Origin of the sequence: Paenibacillus glucanolyticus NBRC 15330, from assembly GCF_004000885.1 — a bacterium.
Classification (GTDB): Bacteria; Bacillota; Bacilli; order Paenibacillales; family Paenibacillaceae; genus Paenibacillus_AQ; species Paenibacillus_AQ glucanolyticus.
Map to the genome: position 1 here is coordinate 1 of NZ_BIMC01000025.1, position 22,353 is coordinate 22,353.

At 50.7% G+C, this 22,353-nt stretch carries 17 protein-coding genes and 1 pseudogene; 14 read left to right on the forward strand and 4 right to left on the reverse strand.

Annotation, left to right across the window (positions count from 1 at the left end):
• Window positions 1-623: 623 nt before the first annotated feature.
• Complete coding sequence (locus PGL02S_RS24705; protein ID WP_051449227.1) at window positions 624-1,499, reverse strand: hypothetical protein; 876 nt, start codon at window positions 1,497-1,499, stop codon at window positions 624-626.
• A gap of 151 nt (window positions 1,500-1,650) precedes the next feature.
• Complete coding sequence (locus tag PGL02S_RS24710; protein WP_051449228.1) at window positions 1,651-2,547, reverse strand: LysR family transcriptional regulator; 897 nt, start codon at window positions 2,545-2,547, stop codon at window positions 1,651-1,653.
• Window positions 2,548-2,736: 189 nt separating this feature from the next.
• On the opposite strand from PGL02S_RS24710, the gene PGL02S_RS24715 reads away from it, so the two are divergent.
• From PGL02S_RS24715 to PGL02S_RS24770, 12 genes are all read left to right on the forward strand, one after another.
• Window positions 2,737-3,771 carry an ABC transporter ATP-binding protein gene (locus tag PGL02S_RS24715; protein ID WP_006208255.1) on the forward strand — a complete coding sequence of 345 codons (1,035 nt, stop codon included), beginning with the start codon at window positions 2,737-2,739 and terminating at the stop codon, window positions 3,769-3,771.
• Window positions 3,772-3,792: 21 nt separating this feature from the next.
• On the forward strand, window positions 3,793-4,857 hold the full coding sequence (locus PGL02S_RS24720; RefSeq protein WP_006208256.1) for an ABC transporter substrate-binding protein: 1,065 nt from the start codon (window positions 3,793-3,795) through the stop codon (window positions 4,855-4,857).
• Between the two features lie 61 nt (window positions 4,858-4,918).
• Window positions 4,919-6,589: an ABC transporter permease gene (locus tag PGL02S_RS24725; protein ID WP_036640934.1), complete on the forward strand. Its 1,671-nt coding sequence runs from the start codon at window positions 4,919-4,921 to the stop codon at window positions 6,587-6,589.
• Window positions 6,586-7,902, forward strand: coding sequence for an MBL fold metallo-hydrolase (locus PGL02S_RS24730; RefSeq protein WP_036640911.1), 1,317 nt, complete (start codon window positions 6,586-6,588; stop codon window positions 7,900-7,902). Before PGL02S_RS24725 ends, PGL02S_RS24730 begins: the two co-directional genes overlap by 4 nt.
• Before the next feature lie 248 nt (window positions 7,903-8,150).
• Window positions 8,151-9,131: a ketoacyl-ACP synthase III gene (locus PGL02S_RS24735; protein WP_173937148.1), complete on the forward strand. Its 981-nt coding sequence runs from the start codon at window positions 8,151-8,153 to the stop codon at window positions 9,129-9,131.
• 325 nt (window positions 9,132-9,456) lie between these two features.
• Complete coding sequence (locus tag PGL02S_RS24740) at window positions 9,457-10,800, forward strand: ABC transporter substrate-binding protein (protein WP_006208260.1); 1,344 nt, start codon at window positions 9,457-9,459, stop codon at window positions 10,798-10,800.
• Window positions 10,801-10,919: 119 nt separating this feature from the next.
• Window positions 10,920-11,876, forward strand: a complete 957-nt coding sequence (locus PGL02S_RS24745) for a carbohydrate ABC transporter permease (RefSeq protein WP_036640906.1) — start codon at window positions 10,920-10,922, stop codon at window positions 11,874-11,876.
• A complete protein-coding gene (locus tag PGL02S_RS24750; RefSeq protein WP_006208262.1) occupies window positions 11,873-12,736 on the forward strand; it encodes a carbohydrate ABC transporter permease in 864 nt (287 codons plus the stop codon). The genes PGL02S_RS24745 and PGL02S_RS24750 overlap by 4 nt, the downstream gene beginning before the upstream one ends.
• Before the next feature lie 80 nt (window positions 12,737-12,816).
• The gene (locus PGL02S_RS24755) at window positions 12,817-14,538 is read left to right on the forward strand and encodes a cache domain-containing sensor histidine kinase (protein ID WP_036640903.1); all 1,722 of its coding nucleotides are present in this window, start codon (window positions 12,817-12,819) and stop codon (window positions 14,536-14,538) included.
• Between the two features lie 17 nt (window positions 14,539-14,555).
• Entirely contained in the window at window positions 14,556-15,899 is a 1,344-nt protein-coding gene (locus PGL02S_RS24760) for an ABC transporter substrate-binding protein (protein WP_036640901.1), read from the forward strand.
• A gap of 23 nt (window positions 15,900-15,922) precedes the next feature.
• Window positions 15,923-17,521, forward strand: coding sequence for a response regulator (locus PGL02S_RS24765; RefSeq protein ID WP_036640899.1), 1,599 nt, complete (start codon window positions 15,923-15,925; stop codon window positions 17,519-17,521).
• 376 nt (window positions 17,522-17,897) lie between these two features.
• A complete protein-coding gene (locus PGL02S_RS24770) occupies window positions 17,898-18,869 on the forward strand; it encodes a ring-cleaving dioxygenase (RefSeq protein ID WP_036640897.1) in 972 nt (323 codons plus the stop codon).
• A 95-nt stretch (window positions 18,870-18,964) separates the two neighbouring features.
• Here the strand turns inward: PGL02S_RS24770 and PGL02S_RS24775 are convergent, their stop codons facing one another.
• Complete coding sequence (locus PGL02S_RS24775) at window positions 18,965-19,918, reverse strand: helix-turn-helix transcriptional regulator (RefSeq protein ID WP_036640895.1); 954 nt, start codon at window positions 19,916-19,918, stop codon at window positions 18,965-18,967.
• Window positions 19,919-20,047: 129 nt separating this feature from the next.
• Here PGL02S_RS24775 and PGL02S_RS24780 point away from each other — a divergent pair, with 129 nt between their 5' ends.
• Entirely contained in the window at window positions 20,048-20,941 is an 894-nt protein-coding gene (locus tag PGL02S_RS24780) for an SDR family oxidoreductase (protein WP_036640893.1), read from the forward strand.
• Window positions 20,942-21,110: 169 nt separating this feature from the next.
• On the opposite strand, the gene PGL02S_RS24785 is transcribed toward PGL02S_RS24780, so the two are convergent.
• A complete protein-coding gene (locus PGL02S_RS24785) occupies window positions 21,111-21,368 on the reverse strand; it encodes a GlsB/YeaQ/YmgE family stress response membrane protein (RefSeq protein ID WP_006208269.1) in 258 nt (85 codons plus the stop codon).
• Between the two features lie 205 nt (window positions 21,369-21,573).
• Here PGL02S_RS24785 and PGL02S_RS24790 point away from each other — a divergent pair.
• Window positions 21,574-22,307, forward strand: a pseudogene (locus PGL02S_RS24790) (acyl-[acyl-carrier-protein] thioesterase).
• Window positions 22,308-22,353 lie beyond the last annotated feature (46 nt).

Here is a 22,353-nt window from a genome sequence, read left to right on the forward strand (position 1 = left end):
AGATTATCAATGGCAGATTCCCTAGTATGCACGTATTCCCCATCTAACGGACCGTAGGAGCGTTATACAGCAATAAACTAGATGATTTCAAATGTAACGGACCCCACAGATGTTATATTAGGCTATGAGTCGGTTTTGATCACATTTTTGATGATATAAGCTCAATCCGGTCCGTTAGAATTTCAATAGCTTCATTTTTCCGCGAATAGTGTCCTCTGAGTCCGTTAGCGATCAAGAAGAAAGAACACCAAAAGTGGCTTTACAGTAGTGGTTTGCGTCTGTAGAGATCAAGAACCCCGAGAATGATTTTCTGAAAAGATGGGCTTCATCAGCAGTAGAGGGGGCCAGTAGTCGATTTCAGTAGTCGATTTCGGCAGCAGTTTCTAGTAACAGTCTTCAGTAACAAGTCTTCAGTAACAAGTCTTCAGCAGTACTTGCAACCAGTTTTCCAAAAGTAGATCATCCGTAACACTTTCCCATAGCAGTCCCCAAACCCAACCTCCACTAACAAAACTCACTGCGTACGTTAGTCATTATGAGGTGGTTACATGGAGGAGATGGCAACGAACAGAAGGACGCCCAACAAGACCTAAGGTCTTTGCGGACGTCCTTTTTTTCCAAAATTAATATCTTTCCAAGATCAGCTGAGTTTTCAAGCCATCAATGGGGAGAAGCCAGTCGTTAGACACCAGCGTGTCCATAAGTTCGGTTCGAAGTTGGGAGGCAATCGAAGCATCAGCTGTTTTGAATGAGATTTCAATCAGATTCTCGGTTCCTGTGCCCTCTGCGTTGCGAATAGGCCATACTTCAAGACTCATCTTCTGCCCCTCCCACGTGCCTTCGTAACGATAGAAGGTCAGCGGACCATGCAGGCGGGACTGTGAAAGCTTTTGTTGACCCCAATCGGGGGAGGACCATTTTTTGAGTTTACCGGGCAGTTTATCTAGCAGCAAAGCCAAGGATTCCTGCTCCGATGGAAGCTGTGTGCCGGTTGTTGTGGTGTTCACCTTCTTGGTGTTAGAGAAGCTAAGCGTTTGTTTGCCGTATCCCCAATCAATCTCTGCCTCGTAGTTGTCATCCGAAGCATTAAAGCCTTCACGGTTTGCCAAGCTTAGCGCGGCGTTAATATCTCCGTTTAGGATGGGATACCGTTTTTTATAGGTAAGCTCGTAGTTATCCTTGTCCTCTTTTTTGCGGAAACGGACATTCCAGCCTTCGGCATCCAGTTCCAGATGGTTCGTGTCATAGTAAGCTACCCCGATTGCTTGGGGAACAGAAGCCAGTCCGAATGTCTGAATGACGTCATTCCGAAGACTCCCGCTGGTTCCTAGAACGGCTTCGGGTTTGGCAAGGAACTTCACTTCATAGGAAGGCACGGCATTGGCAGCGGCTGAAACTTGTGATGCGTGGAGTCCGGTCACACCGCTTCCCAGGGCCACGAAACTTACCATGAAAGACAATGTCAGCTTTTTCCATCTTCTCAATACAATCACTCCCATAAGCTGGATTTAGGTTCAATCCTACTTTAAGCGTCGATTGATTGTTAGCTGTTAACGGAGAGGATGAACTGTATAAAATATCCATAGAATTATTGAATAGCTGCATCCATTTTATATTCGCTCGCTGCCCGAAATAAATATCCTCGCTTTATTAGAGTGCCTGCTCCAATTGTTTGCCCATCTCCCGCAGCACCTCCTGAAAACGATGAATTTGCACGGAAGGAAGACGGTCCTGGTTATGAACGCTGTAAATATGCCGGGATGCCCTGTGACCGGGAATCGGCAGGACGTGCAGTAATCCCTGCTGCCGCTCCCGCTGCACAGCCATTCGCGACATAAAGGAGACATGATCGCCCAATAACACAAGCTGCTTGATCGCTTCCAGTGAGTCCAGCTCCACGGGACTCCGCATATGCAGGCTGTGCTGCTGCAGCCAAAGATCCGTCAGCTGCCTTGTGCTGGATTCGCTTCCATGCAGGGCAAAGGGCGTGCGAACAATGTGTTCGGGCTGAAGCATATCCGATTGTATGAGTGGATGGCCTGGGGAACATATCAAGGTTAAATCATCCTTGCACAAGGATTCAGCTTGCAGGCCGGAACCCGTAAAGGGCTCCGACGAGATGATGCCCATGTCAATCTGGTGCCGGACCAGCATATCACGGATAACCGGCGAAGGTTTAACGGATAAGGATATCCGAATGCCAGGAAATTCACGGGAAAAGGTATTCAAGATCGCGGGCAGCAGATAGGTCGCGGGGACATAACTGGCTCCAATATGGAGCGTTCCGCGATACAAGCTGTCGTACTCCCGGACGACCCGCTCGGATTCCCTGGCAAGTGAATTTATTTTAACCGCATAATGCAGCAGGGCTTGTCCGGCTTCGGTGAGAAATGTTTTTCCGCTTCGGGATTCGAACAATCGGACTTGCAGCTCTTCCTCCAGTGACTTCATATGAAAAGTAACGGTTGGCTGCTTGATGCCGAGTATCTCCGCAACGCTGGTCATATGATGATGACGGTCGATCAGTTCCACGATTTGCAGCTTCATCAGGTTCACGTTTGCATCTCTCCCTTGGGTGTTAGTTGTTCCTTATTTATGCTCTCTATATAGATTTAATCTATGAGTATCAACAGAATTCAAACAAAAAGTTAATTCTGTGTTTACATTAGTCTAATACAACGCTTAAACGTGAGCATTACACTGGAAACAGCTTAAGAAGACAGGCAGGGATCGAAAGTGGAGATTGAAATCAGGGGTATTCATAAGTCGTTTCAAGGTACAGCCGCTTTGCTGCCTACCGATATAACGCTGCGTCATGGTCAATTCACAACATTGCTGGGGCCGTCCGGCTGCGGCAAAACGACACTTCTCCGAATGATTGCAGGGCTTGAACAGCCGGACGGAGGAGAAATCTACGCGGAAGACCGGTGTATTTACTCGGTGCACCAAAGAGTTGACGTTCCTGTGCACAAACGGAATTTTGGGATGGTCTTTCAAGATTTCGCCCTCTGGCCTCATATGACGGTATACGAGAATGTGGCGTTTGGATTAAAGGCGGCGAAGCATAAAGCGGATCTCCGGCAAAAGGTAACCGAAGCGCTGGCTATGGTCCGCTTACAGGGAATGGAGAACCGTTATCCTCACCAGCTGTCCGGCGGACAGCAGCAGCGGGTTGCTTTTGCCAGAGCGGTAGCTATACGTCCAGCTCTCGTATTGTTTGATGAGCCTTTAAGCGCGCTGGATGCGGTGCTTAGGGAGGAGATGCGGATCGAAATGATGTCACTGGTGAAGGACATGGGACTGACTGCGCTTTATGTGACCCATGATCAAGTTGAAGCCATGTCGATGTCGGATGAAATTGTGGTCATGAGGAAGGGGGAGGTGCTGCAGCGGGGAACCCCGGAGACCATATATGAAGCGCCAAGCCACCCGTTCGTGGCTTCGTTTATCGGCAAGTCCAACTGGCTGACGCCTGATCAGACGATGGTGAGGCCGGAGCATGTGACCTGGAACAGAAGCAGCACAGAGGATTTATGCTATCAGGCAACGGTGCTGAGTGTCAGCTATGTAGGCGAGCGATATGAAATCCGGCTGCAGTTGGACGAGTCGGATAACAAGTGGACAGCTTATCTGGACAAGAGAGTGGTCATTGGGGAACGCGTTAATCTGTACGTTTCTCCCCGTTGTATATGCCGGATGGATGAAGGCTCATTTCAAGGTAGAAGTACGCAACAAAATACAGCAGAACAGACGCCTGTTGTCGCAGGCTAATGATGAAAGGGAGTTGGGGAGATGAAGGGTCTGAAGTTGGGGAAAAAAAGCACGCTGCTATTATTGACATCGGTAATGAGTTTGAGTTTGTTTGGATGCGGGAGCGCGCCGAGCGGCGATTCGGTTAAGCCGGCTCAGGATAACAGCCAGCCGTCCGAATCGGGTACGGCTGCAGCAAGCGGTAAGCTTGTATTGTACAGCGCAGGACCGCAGAAGCTTGCCGACAATATCGTGAGCGGATTTGAAGCCAAGACCGGCGTGAAGGTCGAGATGTTCCAAGGCACAACAGGCAAAATATTGGCGCGAATGGAAGCGGAAAAATCAAATCCGGTCGCGGACGTTGTCATTCTCGCTTCGCTTCCGTCCGCACAAGCTTTGAAGGCGGATGGATTGACATTGCCTTATCCGGAAGCCGCCAATGCGGACAAGCTGAATAAGGATTGGTCTGACGCGGAAGGAAACTATTTCAGCACAAGCGCATCTGCACTGGGGATTGTATACAACACTAATCTGGTATCAACGCCACCACAAAGCTGGGCGGACCTGGGTCTGCCGGAGTGGAAGGATGCGGTCAACATTCCTGATCCAACGCTGTCGGGATCCGCGCTTGATTTCATCACCGGGTATTTGAGTGTAAAAGGCGATGCAGGCTGGGAATTGTTCGAGAGTTATAAAGCCAATGGCACCGCGATGGCTGGGGCGAATCAGGAAGCGCTCGACCCGGTGATCACCGGTGCCAAGAGTATGGTTGCTGCCGGCGTGGATTATATGGCATATTCGGCCAAAGCCAAAGGGGAGCCGCTTGATATCGTATATCCGGCAGAAGGAACCGTTGTGAGTCCAAGACCTGCGGCGATTCTGAAATCCAGCCCGAATGTGGATAATGCGAAGGCCTTTATTGACTACTTGCTGTCTGACGAGGCACAGAAACTGGTGGCAGAAGCTTATCTGATTCCGGGCCGCGAGGATGTGGAGGCTGAGGGACGCACCAATCTGAAGGATATTCCGGTATTTAAGGTGGACTGGTCCTGGATGAATGATCACGGGGATGAAACGGCCGCTCGTTTTTCCGAAGTATTCAAATAAATCGTTTAAAAGTGAATCACGTAAAAGGCATGTGAGGTGAACAGCGGTGAGACCTGTCATCATGGACAGTCAGACATTTTTTCGGAAACTGGGCGTTATTCTCGCCCTGTTTCTTCTTATCATAAGCATTGGCGTGCCACTGCTCCTTATATTCTGGCAAAGCATATACCCGGAACAGCACTTGGATTGGCTGGCTCCGATACGAACGATAGCGGGCCATGAGCTGTCCGGCATATTGCTGCAGTCCATTTGGCTCGGGGTATGTGTGGTGGCAGGATCAACACTGTTCGCGCTTCCGCTCGCGTGGATCATGGCCAAGACCCGGCTGGGAGAGCATCGGTGGGTGGATGTGATTCTGATGATACCGTTCATGACCCCGCCGTATATCGGTTCGATGGGCTGGATTCTATTCATGCAGAAGGGCGGATATTTACAGCAATGGCTGCCGGGAGCAGCGAGGTGGAGCGAGTCATTCTTCAGCTTCGGGGGCATGGTGCTGATTATGAGCCTGCACTTGTTCCCTTTCCTGTACCTGCTGCTGCGGGATGCGCTGATTCGGATCGGCGGCAATCTGGAGGAGGCCGGCGCGGTTCACGGCGCAGGCGCAGGGTATCGGTTCAGAAAAATTATCCTGCCGCTGCTGTTATCCTCTTACGGCATGGGTGCAATGCTGGTGTTTGTAAAAACCATTGCTGAATTCGGCACACCGGCAACGTTCGGACGACGCATCGGATATTATGTGATGACTTCGGAAATTCACAAATATATATCAAGCTGGCCGATTGATTTCGGTAAAGCCACCTCGCTTGCCTCAGTACTGCTGTCCGTCTGTCTGGTGATGTGGTACATGCAGTCCACGGTCAGCCGGAGATTTACCTATCGCCTTGTCGGAGGTAAAGGCCAGCGCTCCAAAAGATATTCGCTGCGCGGCAGCAAAGGCGCAGTCAGCGCGCTATATATCGGGCTGCTGCTAATATTGTCGGTTGGAATCCCCTATTTTTCCGTCATTGCCGCTTCCTTGATGAAGCTCCGGGGAGCCGGATTATCTATAGATAATTTGACGCTCGATCATTATAAGGAACTGCTGTCATGGGGATCTGTCAGCCTGAAAGCGCTTGGTAATAGTCTGGGATTGTCGCTTGCGGCATCAACGGTGGCGGTTGTATTGGGTACTGGATTTGCCCTAACGATTGGCAAGTCCCAGGGGCGGATGCAGCGGGTCATTGATCTGTTTAGCCTCCTGCCCAACACGGTGCCTGGGATCGTGATGGTGGTCGGATTGATCCTGTTCTGGAATGCACCATGGATGCCGGTGACGCTCTATAATACCTATGGAATGGTCGTTCTAACTTATGTTGTATTGTTCCTGCCGTACACGGTGCAGTATGTGAAGGCCAGCTTTACGCAGATAGATGGCACCCTGTTTCAAGCAGGCCAGGTATTCGGAGGCGGTCCGCTGCTTATACTGCGGCGGATTCTGCTGCCGCTGATTATGCCGGGCATGCTGGCGGGATGGATTATGACGTTCACGATTGCGTCGCGGGAGCTGGTTGGGTCACTGCTCATTCTGCCGCCCTCGATGCAGACATCGGCTACGTATATATTTGCCCAGTTTGAGCAGGGCCAGGTGTCTCTCGGCATGGCTATGGCGGTGGTCTCCGTCGGAATGACGGTGGTGCTGCTGCTGATGGTCGAAGCCATGAATTCTAAAAGAAAGTGGAATGCATCATGATGAAACTGACAGTGTGGGGCGGTGCGGGCGAGCATGGCCGCTCCGCCTATTTGCTGAGCGGCAATCGGGTCCATTTGCTGCTGGATTGCGGTGTAATGAAGGAAGGAACCGGGGTCTATCCGATTATACAGCCGGAGCAGGTTCCGCAGCTTAATGCGGTGTTTCTGTCTCATGCTCATGAGGATCACTCGGTGGCGATTCCGCTCTTGTATCGCCTTGGATATCAGGGGGAGGTATGGACGACCCGGGAGACGGCGGCACAATTAACGGCCTATTTCGCCTCCTGGCGGGAGTATACGGAACGGGTGGGCGAGAAACTTCCCTATAGGGAAGAAGATCAGCGTGCTATCCGCTATCGGTTTCTGGAGGAAGAGGCGAAGAGGTTGACATGGTTTGACGCGCTCCCCGGTGTTAAGGTGATGTGGGGGAGAAGCGGACATTTGATGGGCTCTGTCTGGTTGCTGGTAGAGGCCGAAGGAAAACGGATCTTCTATTCGGGCGATTATACCTCGGAATCTCTGCTGCTGGAGGACGATAACCCCTCACTTGCAGACACGTCATCCGCCATGCTGCTGGATCTGGCTATTGTAGATGCAGCTTACGGGACGGATGCTCATTCACAGGCCGACAGGCTGATGCAATTGGAGCAAACGATTCAGAGCACGCTGCAAAGCGGAGGAAAAGTGTTATTGCCGGTCCCGGCTGTGGGTCGGGGTCAAGAAATGATTCTCTGGGCATCCCGAAATTGGGAGCATATCCCGATCGTGACTGAAGCTCCGCTGATCGAAGGGATGAAGCGGCTGCTTTGCCGTTCGGAGTGGCTTCGCAGCACGGATTCCGATCAGGGAATGAAAAGCGAGCTTGAGTTATTGCTGAGCCAAAATAATTGGATCGTACCCGGTAGCGATGCAGAACGCGAGTCATGGCTTGATAAACAGGGAGCCTCGTTGTGGTTCGTAACCGACGGAATGATGCAGTCGGATCTGGCACAGTGGTACTACCATCGGTTTTCCAGAGATTCCCGGAACCTGGTTCTGCTCACTGGGCATGTTTCTAATGGAACCTTTGGACAGCGTCTCCTTCAGCATCCAGAGGATTACGGGGATTGTTCTGTTATGAAAATCAGGTATAAAGTGCATCAGGGTCTGGCGGACGTTCGGCAGATGATAACCGCTATACCGGCGCAGCATACCGTGCTTGTTCATGCAGACAAAGCAGAAACGGACCGGTTACGAGTCCGTCTGGTCGAGGAATTAACCGATCCCCATATTCACATTCACTCCATTTCGGTGGGTGAGGAAGTACACTTCTAATAGTTGGGAATCCAGGAACCTCTATCGCTTCATTGGCGATGGAGGTTTTTTGCTTGTGTTTCATAGATTACCACATAGGGTTCTCATGGCCTTATAGGCTGTTGCGCGGGATTCTCACAGCCTCCATTCGCCTGTGTTTAGAGGGATGTGAAGTTGGTGAAGGGTAATCAAAACCTGCATAAATAATAAATTAGTACCAAGTACTAGTACTTGGTGATATAATGATTATAAACTTGGAGGTGTGAATGATGAGCCAATCAAAATCAAGGATTACAGCAATCGGGACCTATGTACCTGAACGGATATTAAGCAATGCGGATTTAGAGAAGATGGTCGAGACCAGCGATGAATGGATTATCCAGCGCACAGGCATGCGGGAACGCCGGATAGCTGCTCCGGATCAGTTCGTGTCTGACCTTGCCATTCGTGCTGTGCGAGATATGGTTGATCGGTACGGTGTTACCGTGCAGGATGTCGATATGATTCTTGTGGCTACAAGCACGCCGGAATATTCTTTTCCAAGCACGGCCTCTCGCGTGCAATCGAAGCTGGACATAACCAGTACGGGGGCACTCGATCTGAATGCAGCTTGTGCGGGATTTGTATATGCACTTCAGATGGCCGACGGATTAATATCCGGGGGAGCTTACAACAAGATACTCGTCATCGGGGCGGAAACCTTATCGAAGATTACGGATTACACCGACCGAACGACATGCGTTCTGTTTGGGGACGGCGCTGGCGCTGTACTGCTGGAGCGGGATGAGGATTCGCCGAGCATTGCAGCTTCCATATCAGGCACGTTTGGCGAAGGCGGCATTCATCTGTACAAGACAGCCCTTTCCAAGCAGATGGACGGAGCGGAGTTAAAGAGCGGGTGTCTTGTTCAAAATGGCCGTGAGATATATAAGTGGGCCATTCGGAACATTCCGGAGGGTGTCCGTACCTTACTGTCCAAAGGGGGCATGACCGCGGACGAAGTGGATTGGTTCGTACCGCATAGCGCCAATCTTCGCATGATCGAAGCGATCAACGAGCGAGGGCCTTTTTCAATGAACCGAACGTTAACCAGCGTCGAGTACCGGGGAAACACATCGGCAGCCTCCATTCCGCTTGCGCTTCAGCTGGCCGTAGATGAAGGACGCTTGAAAGCAGGAGACCATGTGCTGCTCTATGGATTTGGCGGGGGAATGACCTATGCCGGCTCCATCGTTAAATGGACGATATGATCTCTTGCATGATATAAGAAATCGACCTGTCATGGACAGGCGCCAAGTTCCGAAGGAATACGGAAAGGCAGCATAGGTAAAACCACCACCGCAGGAATCATCCGGCTGTCAAAGGGCTCATCAGTCCGAGAGTTTCACATCTAAAATATCCGTAAGACCGCTATCGACATTCGATATGCGGTTTTTTTGTGGTGGAATTACGAAGTGGACAAACGTGAATCGTAATAAATTCAACTCAAATTCGAAAGTTTGCCTCCTCAAAATTTGGTTCCGCTTTCATTAGACTATAAAAGAAAAATACGTTTGATGGAAGAGGGGTAGAAGAATGAAAAGGTTTAAATCATGGAGCTTGCTGCTCATGAGTATCATCATGGTGTTCTCGCTGGCGGCGTGTGGAGGCGGCAACGGAAGCAAAACGGCTGAATCTCCGGGGGGAGGCAGCACCGAAGAGAAGGACAATACGAAGGAAGAAGCACCATCTACAGAGAAAATCGAGCTGTCCTTCTGGTCATTGGGTACGACCAATTATGAGGATCTGGCTAAGGAATACACCAAAGAGCATCCGAACATCACGTTCAAATTCCAGAATACGTCGGACCAGACGGCGCATCACAACAATCTGACAACGGCGTTGTCCGCAGGCTCTGGCGCACCTGATATTTTTCAACTTGAGATTGCCTTTATGGAACGCTTTATTAACAACCAGGATAAGTTCTATAACCTGTATGATCTCGGTGCCAAAGATGTAGAAGGCAACTATCTGGAATGGAAATGGAAGCAAGCCACATCGGTGGATGGCTCGTTCCAACTGGGTCTTCCTACAGACATCGGCCCTACGGTTGTATACTACCGTACCGATTTGGCTGAGCAAGCGGGACTGCCTACGGATCCGGACGGGTTCAGCGCTGCGATTGATTCATGGGATAAATTCGCAAGCGTGGCCAAGGAATTCACAGGCAAAACGGGTAAACCGTTTGCTGACCTGACGGATTTGGTATACAACGGGGTTCGCGACCAATCGCCGGATCAAATCTATTTCAACAAAGAAGACGGTTCCTTTATAGGAGATACGAACCCGCAAGTGAGAAAAGCTTATGACTTTACGGTCAAAGGGATTCAGGAGGGCTGGATCGGCAACTGGATACTGTGGTCCCCTGAATGGCAAAAAGCGATTAATGATGGAGACTTCGGCGTTATGCTCGGCCCGGCCTGGATTGCCGGTACCATTCGTAATGCCAAGGACACCGCAGGCAAATGGCAAATTGCCCAGCTCCCTGAAGGAGCAGGCAACTGGGGCGGATCGTTCCTGACCTTGCCGAAGGAAGGCAAGCATTCGAAGGAAGCGTATGAATTTATCTCGTGGGTGCTGAACCAGGAGAACCAGCTGAAATCGTTTAAGGATAGCGGCTTATTCCCGTCCATTCCTGCGGTTTACAGCGAGCCTTCCTTCACGGAAGAGAAGGATGAATTCTTCAGCGGTCAGGTTATTTCCGAAGCATATGCCAAGTCAGCCGAGCGTATCAAGCCGGTGTATTACGGACCGCTGCATGACCAGACCGATACCATTATCAAGAACGCGCTTAAGAACGTGCTGGAGAAGAAAGCGGACCCGCAAAAAGAGTGGGAAAGCGCAATGAAACAAATTAAGACACTGGTCGATCGCAGCTAAGAAACTGAGGATAAGCTTTCGCTTAGCTCGTTCATATCAAGTGATGCATCCGAATCCGAGATGGGATATAGCCCTCCCCTCGGCTTCGGATTTATCCTTACCCACCTGGAGGTGCATTTATGGCAGACACAGCAACGGCAAAGTCATCGCAATCCGTGCCGCAGAAGCGGCGCTTGTTGACGGAGACCGTGCGCAGCCGATTTACGGCGTATACGTTTATATCTCCATTTTTTATACTGTTTGCAATCTTTGGACTCTATCCGATTGTATTTACCATCTATCTATCCTTCTTCAAGTGGGACGCACTCGGACCGATGAAATATGTTGGGTTCAAGAACTACGAGCTGATTACAAGTGACCCGACATTCTGGATCGCTTTCAGCAACACACTCATTATGGCGTTGATGGGAACCGTGCCGCAGCTCATTGTGGCATTATTTGTTGCGGTTATGCTCAATTCGGCCCTGAACAAATTCAAGAACACGTTCCGCATTCTATATTTTATGCCGAATATCACGTCCATCGTAGCCGTCACATTGGTGTTCAGTACCATGTTCGGCAACAACGGGATGGTGAATTGGATGCTGAACACCTTCGGTGCGGAGAGCGTTCCGTTCAATTCCGGCTGGTGGGGAGTCAAAATCGCGATTTCGTCCATGGTGATGTGGCGCTGGATGGGTTATAACGCCATTATTTTTCTGTCGGGGCTGCAGAGCATTCCGACTGATATCTATGAAGCGTCCAAAATCGACGGCGCAACCCGGGGCCAGCAGCTGCGCTATATTACACTGCCGCTCCTGCGTCCGTTTATCCTGTTCGTTACCCTGATATCGACGATTGGCGCGCTTCAACTGTTTACGGAGCCCTATGTCTTCCTCGGTCAGTCCGGCACAGGCTCTACTCGTCAGGAAGGAGTAACGATGGTAACGTATCTGTATAACGAAGCATTTAAGAACGGTTTCTTCGGTACGGCTGCGGCAACGGCGGTCCTCTTGTTTGTCGCCACCATCCTATTCTCGGTCTTGAACATGATGCTGGGCCGTGAAGGCGGGGAGACGGGAGGTAAAAAAGCATGAGTTCAGTTGCCATAAGCCGTAAAAAACCGGATGAACCCGGTGTAATCGCAAAATTCTTTTTCTATCTGTTGATGATTCTGGGTGCGCTTGTATCGATCTTCCCGTTCTACTGGATGTTCGTTGTGGCTACCAATGACAAGGATGCGGCATTCCATATTCCGCCGCTGCTCACGCCAGGAACGCAGTTCCTGGATAACTTCTCACGCGTGCTGGAGCGCACGGATTTCTTCAGAGCCTTGTTGAATTCCGTCGTTGTGTCGACATCGGTTACAGTGTCCGTTGTGTTCCTCTGCACGCTGGCAGGGTATGCTTTTGCGAAGTACGAGTTTCCTTTGAAGAAGACGCTGTTTGTATTTGTCATTGCAACCATGCTCGTGCCGGCTCAGTTAGGCGTGCTTCCACAGTATGTCATTATGGCCAAGCTGCACTGGATCGACAGCTACAAAGCGCTGATCGTGCCGGCCATGGTCAATGCCTTCGGTATTTTCTGGATGAGACAGTACATCACATCTGCCGTTCATACCGAGCTGATCGAAGCGGGGCGGATCGATGGCGGCGGACATTTCCGGATCTTCTGGAATATTGCCATTCCTGTTGTGACGCCTGCGATGGCCACGCTTGGGATATTGAATTTCATGAATGTGTGGAATGATTTCTTCTGGCCGCTCGTCGTATTGAAAAACCGAGAGAATTACACCATTCAAATAGCATTGCAGCAGCTGTTCACCAATAAGGACGGCCTCGACTTCGGGATGATCATGTCGGCAACCTTCACGGCAACACTGCCGCTGCTTATTGTTTTTCTGCTGTTCAGCCGCTATGTCATCGCGGGTCTGACATCAGGCGCCATAAAAAGTTAAAAGGCGCGGGAACTTTGACAAGGAATGCCACCTGCCATGAAGAATAATAGACATAGTAGAGTGGAGGGAGGAAATGGTTCATGAAACTCCGCCGAAAGATTTTGCTGGCTATTATTCTTCTGGTCTTCATTCCGGTCATCGCGCTGGGCGGTGTTTCTTATTACAGCTTTTCGGAAGCGATGGAGAAGAAGTCGAATGATTTCTACTGGATTTCGCTCTTGGAAACGGACCGGAAGCTGAAGTTTGCCTTGAACGAAATTACGACGATTTCGAACTCCGCGATTACCCAGCAATCGGTTCAGCAGATGCTGAAGCAGCCGGACTACGCGGTAACCTATGACCGGAGGCAGGAGATCAACAATCTGATCAATCATCCGATGATTGCCTCGTTTGCTTTTTATTCGAATGATCAATTGATTTATCATACAGATGGCGGAATGGAGCTTGCTGAGCTGAGGCGGCAGGATTGGTATGAAGCGGTGGTGAAGGCAGAGGGTCGCCCCGTATGGGTCGGTCCCGGAGAGAACGGCTCTGCTTCATCCGGTGCTCCCGTCTTGATTCAGTCCAGAGTGATTAAGGATTATTACTCTCTGGAGGATATCGGGACGGCTGTGATTTACGTGAAGCCGGATCTCCTCGACCAGGTCTTCTGGGAGGCGGCAACGCTGAAGCAGGGCGATATTTTGCTGGTCAACAAGCAGGGTTATATCGTATTTACGAAATCAGGCGAGCATATCGGGGAGCGGACGGAATTTCCGTTTCTCTCGGACAGTTATACGAATGGGAAAGGATACTATGTCGATCCATATTTAGATGAAAAATCGCTCATCACGTATTCCCCTTCTCACAATAAGGAATGGTTTCTCGTCGCTATCACGCCAAGCAAACTCATCTCTGCCGAATCGGTCTCCATCCGCAACCTTGCCTTGATCCTGGGATTGATCTCGCTTGTGTCGGCGTTTCTGTTCGACCGTTTTTTTGTGCGCAGAATGGTCCGCAGCATCATCAGTGCGGTGAACGGGATGAAGCGAGTGAAGCAGGGAATATTCGTTCCGATCCCATCGCATCATGCGGCAGAGGATGAGACGGATCTGTTAATCGACGGATTTAACCGGATGAGCTCGCAGATCCATGAGCTGATTGGTCAGGTCGAGATGGAGCAGGCCCGGAAGAAGGAAGCGGAGCTGCAGGCGCTTGTCGCTCAGATCAATCCGCATTTCATATATAATTCACTGGAATCGATTAACTCGATGGCTGTCCTTCAGGGCAACAAGGATATCAGCAAAATGGTGGTCTCCCTGGGTAAGCTGCTGCGCATCAGCATCAGCGAGCATCATGAGCTGATCCCCCTCCATATGGAGCTGGAGCATGTCCAGCATTATATGCGGATACAGAAATTCCGGTTTGAAGAGAAGTTTGAATACGGAATTGAGCTTCCGGATTCGCTGAAGCACTACGTTACGCAGAAGCTGATTGTACAGCCCATTGTGGAGAACGCTTTATACCACGGCATTGAGCCGATGGAGGACAGCGGCTATATCTCCATCAAGGTGTTGGAGGACCATGAGGATATCGTAATTGACGTGGAGGATAACGGGCCGGGGTTCGATCCGGAGACATTGATCAAGCTGTGGAATACGGATCAGGGACAGCTGAAGAAGTATCGGGAAAACGGAGTTGGGCTGAAAAACGTGCACGAGCGGCTGCGGATACGGTTTGGCAGCCGTTACGGACTTATGATCTGTTCTTCCCCCGGTCACGGTTCATTGATACGAATTCGTATTCCGAAAATACTGACATGACAAGGAGGCGGCGCGGCGTGAGATGGTTTTGGAATTGGGGCTGGATTGTAGGCTATGCCACTCTGCTCGCGCTCTCTGTTGTGTGGGTTACAGTGCAGAACCAGGGACCGGCTCAGGAGGCGCAGCCGGAGAAAATCACGCTGACATTCCGGCATTTCTGGAACAAGGAGCATGACAAGCCGGTGCTGGCTATTTTTGAGAGTGTCGTCCGCACTTATGAGAAAGCGCATCCAAATGTGAAGGTGAACTTTGAAAGCATCGATCAAACAATCCATCGGGAACAAAAGCTGAAGAGCGAGATGGTCACCGGGACGCCGCCGGATATGTTTGTCCTGTTTGGCGGAGCTGAAATTGTGCCGTATGCCAGATCCAACCGGCTGATGGATTTAACGGAATTTCTGGAGAATGCCGGCTTGAGGGAGCAGTTCAAGGATCTGCACCACTGGACCTTTAATAACCGGGTCTATGGTTTGCCTTTTGAGGGCCATGCGGAGCCGATCTATTATAATCGGGCTTTATTCCAGAAGCTGCATCTGGAGCCTCCGAAGACGATGGAAGAGCTGGATGAAGTGATCCGGGTACTCCAGGCGAACGATAAGATCCCTTTTGCATTAGGGAATGAAGATCGGTGGCCGGCAGGGATTTTTGCCCATTATTTCATGGATCGTTATGCGGGACCGGAACTCATTGACAGGCTGGTTGAAGGAGAGGATGGCGTAAGCTTTCAGCATCAGTCGTATTTGAAGGCCTTTGAGAAGCTGGAACAGTGGATCAGCGAAGGGGCGTTCAGTCCCCATGCCAACGATCTCTCCACCGAGGAAGCCATCGCTCAGTTTACGGAAGGGAAGGCAGCGATGTATCTGAACGGCAGCTGGGATATTACATTGTTTCGCAATGAGGATCATCCGGATTTTCAGAATGAGGTGGGGGTTATCCCCTTCCCATCCCTGCATTCCGGAGAGGAACGGTCCTTGGCAGGTGGTTACACCATTGGCATCGGACTTTCCTCGGATTTGGATGAGCCGAAAAAGCAAGCGGCCCTGGAGCTGCTGGGCATGTTCTATACCACGGAGGTACAGACCCGGCTGGTGTATGAAGGGCTGCGCGTTCCTTCCATGAAGATAACCTATGATTCCAAGAAAACCGGTCCGGTATTTGCCCAGGTTACGGAGCTGATGGAGGATTCTGCGAGTACCTTCCTCCCGTATGACAACAAGCTATCGCCTGAAGTGAACAGTTCATTCCTTAAAGTGATCGAGGACATGATTGGAGGACGGATCGATGCTGACAATGCGCTGGAGCAAATTCAGAAGTCCTCGATACGCTATTGGCAGCTTAGACGGAACACGGTGACGGAGTAACCATAAAGACAGGGGGAGAAGCCATGAGCGGATCGGACGGTAAATTCAGAGTGATGCTGGTCGATGACGAGCCTATCATCCTGCGCAGTCTAAAGGCAGCGATTCCCTGGGATGAGCTTGAACTGGAGGTCGTAGGGGAGGCGAAGAGCGGGGATAGCGCTCTGAAGCTGGCGCGCGAGGTATCGCCGCATATGATCATTAGCGATATTCGCATGCCGGGAATGGACGGCATCACACTCATGAAGGAACTGAAGGCGGATCAGGCGCGTCGGTTGATCATATTTATTAGCGGCTACGGTGAATTTGAATACGCGAGGGAAGCATTGCGCGAAGGGGCTTTTGATTATTTGCTCAAGCCGATCGATCACGATGAGCTGACCGAAACGATTGCCAGAGCAGCCAGAACCCTGGAGAAGCAAATGGCGGATGATCAAATGCTTCACTCGATCAAGGTATTATCCCTGTTGGCTCGGGAAAGGATGCTAACGGAGTTCATCGAGGGCAACCGGAGTCCGCTCCAGCATATGCAGTGGCTGGAAGACAGCGAATTGGAGCATGGCTACACGATGGCTGTCATTCAACTGGATCACTATTTGCGGCTTAATGAGCAGTGGAGCATGGATGAGAAGCGTCTATGGCTCTTTGCTGTGCGCAATGTTCTGGAGGAATGGTCCGTGCAGCATGGAGGGCTGACGGTATTTCCTTTCCGCAGCGGGGAATGGGTGCTGTTGTTTCCGAGTCTTGCGAGGGAGCGACAGGAGGACGTTGGCCGGGATCTTGTTCAATTGATCAAGCGCAACACCAAGCTGTCCTGCTCTGTTGGCTTCAGTTCCAGCATGGCGGGGATCGACCGCTTGGGAACGGCTTATGAGACGGCAGTACGCGCGTTATATCAGCGCTTCTATTCCGGTGAAGAAGGTGTGTTTATCGGTACTGCGGATTCAGTTATGGAAACGGCCAGCGAAGCAGGATACCCGAAACATCTGGAGTCGCTGATGGTCGAAAGCATCCGCACGCTTCATAAGGAGCGTTTGCTGGAGCTTTTTGATGAGACCAGGGCCTATATAGAGGAGCATGCATTCAGCAGGGAAATGACCGAGCGGGTATTGCTGGAGATGAGTGTTGTGCTGTATCGGCAGTTTGAGCATATGAAGGTTCTGTTTGAGTGGTCGTTAGAGGAGCTGCTGCAGGAGCTTCATGCTTCCGGCACCCTGCAGCAGCTGATGGATGTCATCAAGAATCATTTCAGCAAATGGATTGCACAGAGTCGATCGGGGCAGGCCAAGGACAATGTTCAGGCTGTGATGGGGAAAGCCAAGGAGTACATTGCGGACAATTATCAGAAGGATCTCAGCATTGAAGAGGTTTCGGAGCTGGCGGATTTGAGCATCAGCCATTTCTGCAACTTGTTTAAGGGAACAACGGGATATACGTTTCTGGAATACTTGACGGAGTGCCGGATCGAGAAGGCCAAGAACATTCTGCTGAATACGGATGTGAAGGTGTACCAGGTGGCACCGCTTGTAGGGTACCAGGATCCGCGGTATTTCACGCAGGTATTTAAGAAAATAACAGGCAAAACCCCTTCCGAGTATCGGGAAGAAGCGACATCCAAAACATAAAAGCGCAAGGATCCTCCATGGAGTTCAAGATCCAAACTTGTGAGGATAGCATTCGGATCCCAAATAACGTAACAAGGAATAAATAACAGATCCATTTTTCCGGCTGCAATGACGGGAAAAGGGGAGTCTGTTATTTTCATTTTAAATATCTTAATATTAAGACTTGACGATGGCTAAGTAAAATATTAAACTGAAATTAGCAAAGATCCAGCCGCTGCGATGGAGCAGCGATAGAAGAAAACAGCGGCCAAAGCGCAGCTGCCTGTATAAAGAGATTGTTTTCGAAGCATCGTCTAGTCTTAGCGTATATGTGCTTACAATGGTGAACATGATTTCGTTTATTAGAGAAAAAACATTATAGATGGGAGTTGAGGTCATGAAGTTCAAAGGAATTCATCACGTGTCCGCAATTACAGCAGCAGCTTCGCAGAACTTCGAGTTTTATACAAAGGTGCTGGGCATGCGGCTGGTCAAGAAGACAGTAAACCAGGATGATGTCTCCGTGTACCACTTGTTTTATGGTGACGAGAAAGGAAATCCCGGGACAGAGCTTACCTTCTTCGAAATTCCGATGGCCGGTAGGACCCGTGAGGGAAACAACAGTATTTCGGCAACCTCCCTGCGAGTGCCCAGTGACCGCGCGTTGGAATATTGGACCGGGAGACTGGACGAATACGGCGTAGAACGTGAGGAGATACAGGAACGTGCCGGCCGATTGACACTGCTATTCAGAGATTTCGAGGGCCAGCGGATCATTCTGGTTTCGGACGAAAATAACAAAGGAGTTCCTGGGGGCATTCCTTGGGAAAAGGGGCCGGTTCCGGCAGAATACGCCATCATCGGTTTAGGTCCGGTGCAGCTGACAGTACCTCGTGTGTTACAGACGGTTAAGGTATTGACGGAGCTGATGGGCTTCCGTTATAAAGGGCAGTATGCCTCGCCTGCAGACGGGCAGCCGGATATCCTTGTATTCGAGACCGGGGAAGGCGGTACGGGCGCTGAAGTTCACGTCGAGGAAAGAACAGACCTTCCGCAGGAACGCCTTGGACGAGGCGGTGTTCATCACGTTGCATTCCGCGTCGAGGATGAGGAAGAGCTTCGTTCCTGGATTGACCGGATTGGGGATGTGGGATTCTCAAATTCGGGATTTGTCGATCGTTTCTACTTCCGTTCCTTGTATTTCCGGGAGCCTAATGGCATTTTGTTCGAGGTGGCTACCGACGGACCTGGATTTGACACGGATGAGCATATCGATCATCTTGGCGAATCCCTGGCGCTGCCGCCGTTCCTGGAGCCGAAGAGGGAGCAGATCGAAGCCAACCTGAAGCCCATCCATACCATTCAATAAATCCGGGCTCACGGGATTAACCTAAAAAAGCATCAGGCAAGCCGCAATTTTTGATGGGCTTCCTGATGCTTTTTTTCATGTTACTTATGGATTCACTATTGATAGAGCCGAGCAATGGCAGTCGCAGCCGAGCTGACATGCTCACGGAGCTCCTGGGGTGCAAGCACTTCGATTTCCGCCCCGCAGCTTAAGAGAAACGCGGACGCAGATTCCAACGTATTGAATTCCAAATCGGCCGTTATCCACCCTTCATGCGGGTTTCGCGTGTCGCAATGAATGATTTTCACATATCGCTCCCGCTCAAAACGTTTGATTAGAGAAACGGTCATTTGAACCTGTGCGGGATATTGCGGTAGATTCTGCATGAATCGTGCCAATGATTCCTCCCAATACTGGGCCAAGTCAAAATCAGCCGGACGATGAAACGTCTCATCAGTCATCACGGCATCCACGATTCTGGATACGCGGTAAGTCCGCAGTTCGCCTTGGGATTCCGCCACCACATACCATGTGCTCCGCTTGGCAACCAGTCCGAGGGGAAGGACGATTCTCTCGACACGCTCCTCTCCCTTCATATAATGAATGCGGAGTACGCGATCCAGCCATACTGCCTCCTGAAGCACCGTAAGGTACGGATGCGATTCACGGTAAGCGTGCCAGCCAGCGCCATCAATATGGATTTTCTCCCGAATGATTTCGGCATCCTGCCGAATGGAGCGCGGGGAAGAAGCCAATAATTTCTGATAAGCGGCATCAAACTGTTTGCCTATGCCTAAATCTCCGATCAGCGGGCTATGGCTGGAAACCAGAAGAGAGATGAGTTCGTCAGGCGTCATGCCCGTCAGGTTTGTTCGATAGCTCTCCTCCAGCACCCAGCCGCCGAGGGAGCCTCTCTCCGCATAAACGGGAATTCCGGCTGAGCTGAGGCTTTCCATATCGCGTATAATCGTTCGCTCCGATACCTCGAGCTGCTCCGCCAAATAACGGGTGTTCTTTTTACCACCGTTCTGAAGCATCAGCATGATGGACAGTAAACGGTCGGCTCTCATATCGTGTCACCTCTTTTAAGAACTGTAGAAGATAAATGTATTGTAGCATGGATATAAGACAATGGATGTCATATAAGCCTGATAGGATGAAGGTGTTGAGAAAATCTGTTATATGATGGAGGTTACGCTATGATTAACGAAAATCGTAAGCCGCTACAAGGCAAGGTTGCTGTCGTTGCAGGTTCGACGCGCGGTGCGGGTCGAGCTATTGCGGTTATGCTGGGTGCGGCGGGGGCAACGGTGTACTGCACAGGACGGAGCGTACGGGGACAAGCATCGGATATTAAGCGATCAGAGACCATTAACGATACGGCGGATATGGTGACAGAGCGGGGAGGGACCGGAATTGCCGTGCAATGTGACCATACCGTGGAAGAGCAGGTGAAGGCTCTGTTTGAGCGAGTTCGTGAGGAGCAGGATGGGCGACTCGACATTCTTGTCAATGATATATGGGGTGGCGAGCATCTTACACACTGGAATGTTCCGTTCTGGGAACAGTTCCTGTCCGATGGGTTGTTAATGCAGGAGCGTGCGGTTACCACGCATATGATCACAAGCTATTACGGTGTTCCACTCATGGTAGAGAATGGAAGCGGATTGGTCATTGAGGTGACGGATGGCTCTACTTACCGATATCGCGGGAACTTGTATTATAGTTTGGCCAAAATATCGCCGATTCATCTGGCAGAAGCAATGGCAGAGGAACTGCGCCCCTATCATGTAACCGCGTTATCCGTTACACCCGGATTTCTGCGTTCCGAACAAATGCTGGATCACTTCGGTGTTACAGAAGAGAATTGGCAGGATGCCGCAACGCAAGAACCGCATTTCATCGCGTCGGAGACGCCGTATTTCCTGGCGCAGGGGGTTGCGGCGCTGGCGGCTGATCCGGATGTTGCAGCCAAGAGCGGTAAAGCGCTGACCAGCTGGGATTTGTCGGATGAATACGGCTTCCGCGACATTGACGGCCGCAGGCCGCATTGGGGCCATTATGCGAAGGAGCAGGGGCTTCCCATATCGTAAGAAGATACGTAAAAACAGGGTGCCTATAGCCATGGCGGCGAATAGGCACCCTGTTTTGATGGGTAAAAATGTTCCTTTGACTTAGCATTTAGCGGTACCGCTGTGAGAATGTCTGTATCGGCAATAGCGGTACATCGCAGTGGAAGTCAAGGTTTTAGACTTCAGCTCATTACGAGCGGCCGCGTCTCATCGAGCCCATGATCAGGCTGACGATAAAGACAAGGACGACGGCACCGATCAGGGCAGGCAAGATGAAGAAACCTCCCATTTCCGGTCCCCAAGACCCGAGCAAAAGTCCACCCAGCCAAGCACCGACAAAACCAGCAATGATGTTACCGATGATACCGCCGGGAATGTCTCTGCCCATAATCAAACCTGCAATCCAACCAATGATACCGCCGACAATTAATGACCAAAGAAAACTCATGTTTATCACCTCGTATAAGTTATAGTTGTTTGTGCCTTACTATTAACCAAAGAAGTGACTTTTAAACCGGATTGATCCCGAACATTGATAAAATCATTTTTTTCCAGCTAACAAAAGGGAGTTGTTCTTTTGATAAATAGAGGGCTTTTGATTATGCTTGAAGTATCATGAACGTGAAAATTATAAAGGAGTTGGCATGAGGCTCATGGCAGAGAAATGGATAGAAGAATATACCATTCAATCCGTTGATGCGGATTATCGGGGGGATTGCCGCTGGTCCTCGCTGCTCAGTATTTTGCAACGGGCGGCAGACCGGCATGTCGAGGCGCTTGGGATCAGTCGCGAGGAGATGATTGAGCGGGGGATGGGCTGGATGCTCATTACGCTTGAGCTTGATATGGGGCGAATGCCAAGGGATATGGAGACCGTCCATGTTGAAACCTGGAGCCGCGGCTCCAAGGGGGCTTTGTGGCATCGGGATTATCGGATAAAAAATGCTGACGGAGAAAAGCTGGGTGAAGCCCGCTCGGTATGGGCGCTGGTGGATATTCACAAACGGAAAATCCTGCGTCCCTCCATGTTCCCGTATGAGGTGCCGATCGGTAAAGAATCGGTAGGAGAGCTGCCAAACAAAGCCGTATTGGCTGAAGGCGTGCAGCTTGCAGAGGCCTATACGTATAGAGTTCGATACAGTGGAATTGATGTGAACGGGCATCTGAATAATGCCCGGTATGCGATCTGTGCTTCGATGTGCTGGACGAGCAGGAGCTACGGGAAGGGAAAGTGACGGGCTTCAAGATTACATATCACAACGAGGCCAGACTCGGAGATACGATGCTCCTCAGCCGTTCGGCTGAAGAGAACAGCAGGGTGTATGTGCAAGGCACTTCACCTGACGGGATAAACTTTTTTGAAGCGGCTATCGTTAGGGAACCATAAACCATCAGGCTGCTAATCCGGATAGGAGGGGAAGTGCCTGACGCTG

Bases quoted from the DNA above. Each gene is read 5' to 3' on its own strand.
- PGL02S_RS24705 (WP_051449227.1), bottom strand. From the start codon at position 1,499: ATGGGAGTGATTGTATTGAGAAGATGGAAAAAGCTGACATTGTCTTTC.
- PGL02S_RS24710 (WP_051449228.1), bottom strand. From the start codon at position 2,547: ATGAAGCTGCAAATCGTGGAACTGATCGACCGTCATCATCATATGACC.
- PGL02S_RS24720 (WP_006208256.1), top strand. From the start codon at position 3,793: ATGAAGGGTCTGAAGTTGGGGAAAAAAAGCACGCTGCTATTATTGACA.
- PGL02S_RS24725 (WP_036640934.1), top strand. From the start codon at position 4,919: ATGGACAGTCAGACATTTTTTCGGAAACTGGGCGTTATTCTCGCCCTG.
- PGL02S_RS24730 (WP_036640911.1), top strand. From the start codon at position 6,586: ATGATGAAACTGACAGTGTGGGGCGGTGCGGGCGAGCATGGCCGCTCC.
- PGL02S_RS24735 (WP_173937148.1), top strand. From the start codon at position 8,151: ATGAGCCAATCAAAATCAAGGATTACAGCAATCGGGACCTATGTACCT.
- PGL02S_RS24740 (WP_006208260.1), top strand. From the start codon at position 9,457: ATGAAAAGGTTTAAATCATGGAGCTTGCTGCTCATGAGTATCATCATG.
- PGL02S_RS24745 (WP_036640906.1), top strand. From the start codon at position 10,920: ATGGCAGACACAGCAACGGCAAAGTCATCGCAATCCGTGCCGCAGAAG.
- PGL02S_RS24750 (WP_006208262.1), top strand. From the start codon at position 11,873: ATGAGTTCAGTTGCCATAAGCCGTAAAAAACCGGATGAACCCGGTGTA.
- PGL02S_RS24755 (WP_036640903.1), top strand. From the start codon at position 12,817: ATGAAACTCCGCCGAAAGATTTTGCTGGCTATTATTCTTCTGGTCTTC.
- PGL02S_RS24765 (WP_036640899.1), top strand. From the start codon at position 15,923: ATGAGCGGATCGGACGGTAAATTCAGAGTGATGCTGGTCGATGACGAG.
- PGL02S_RS24770 (WP_036640897.1), top strand. From the start codon at position 17,898: ATGAAGTTCAAAGGAATTCATCACGTGTCCGCAATTACAGCAGCAGCT.
- PGL02S_RS24775 (WP_036640895.1), bottom strand. From the start codon at position 19,918: ATGAGAGCCGACCGTTTACTGTCCATCATGCTGATGCTTCAGAACGGT.
- PGL02S_RS24780 (WP_036640893.1), top strand. From the start codon at position 20,048: ATGATTAACGAAAATCGTAAGCCGCTACAAGGCAAGGTTGCTGTCGTT.
- PGL02S_RS24785 (WP_006208269.1), bottom strand. From the start codon at position 21,368: ATGAGTTTTCTTTGGTCATTAATTGTCGGCGGTATCATTGGTTGGATT.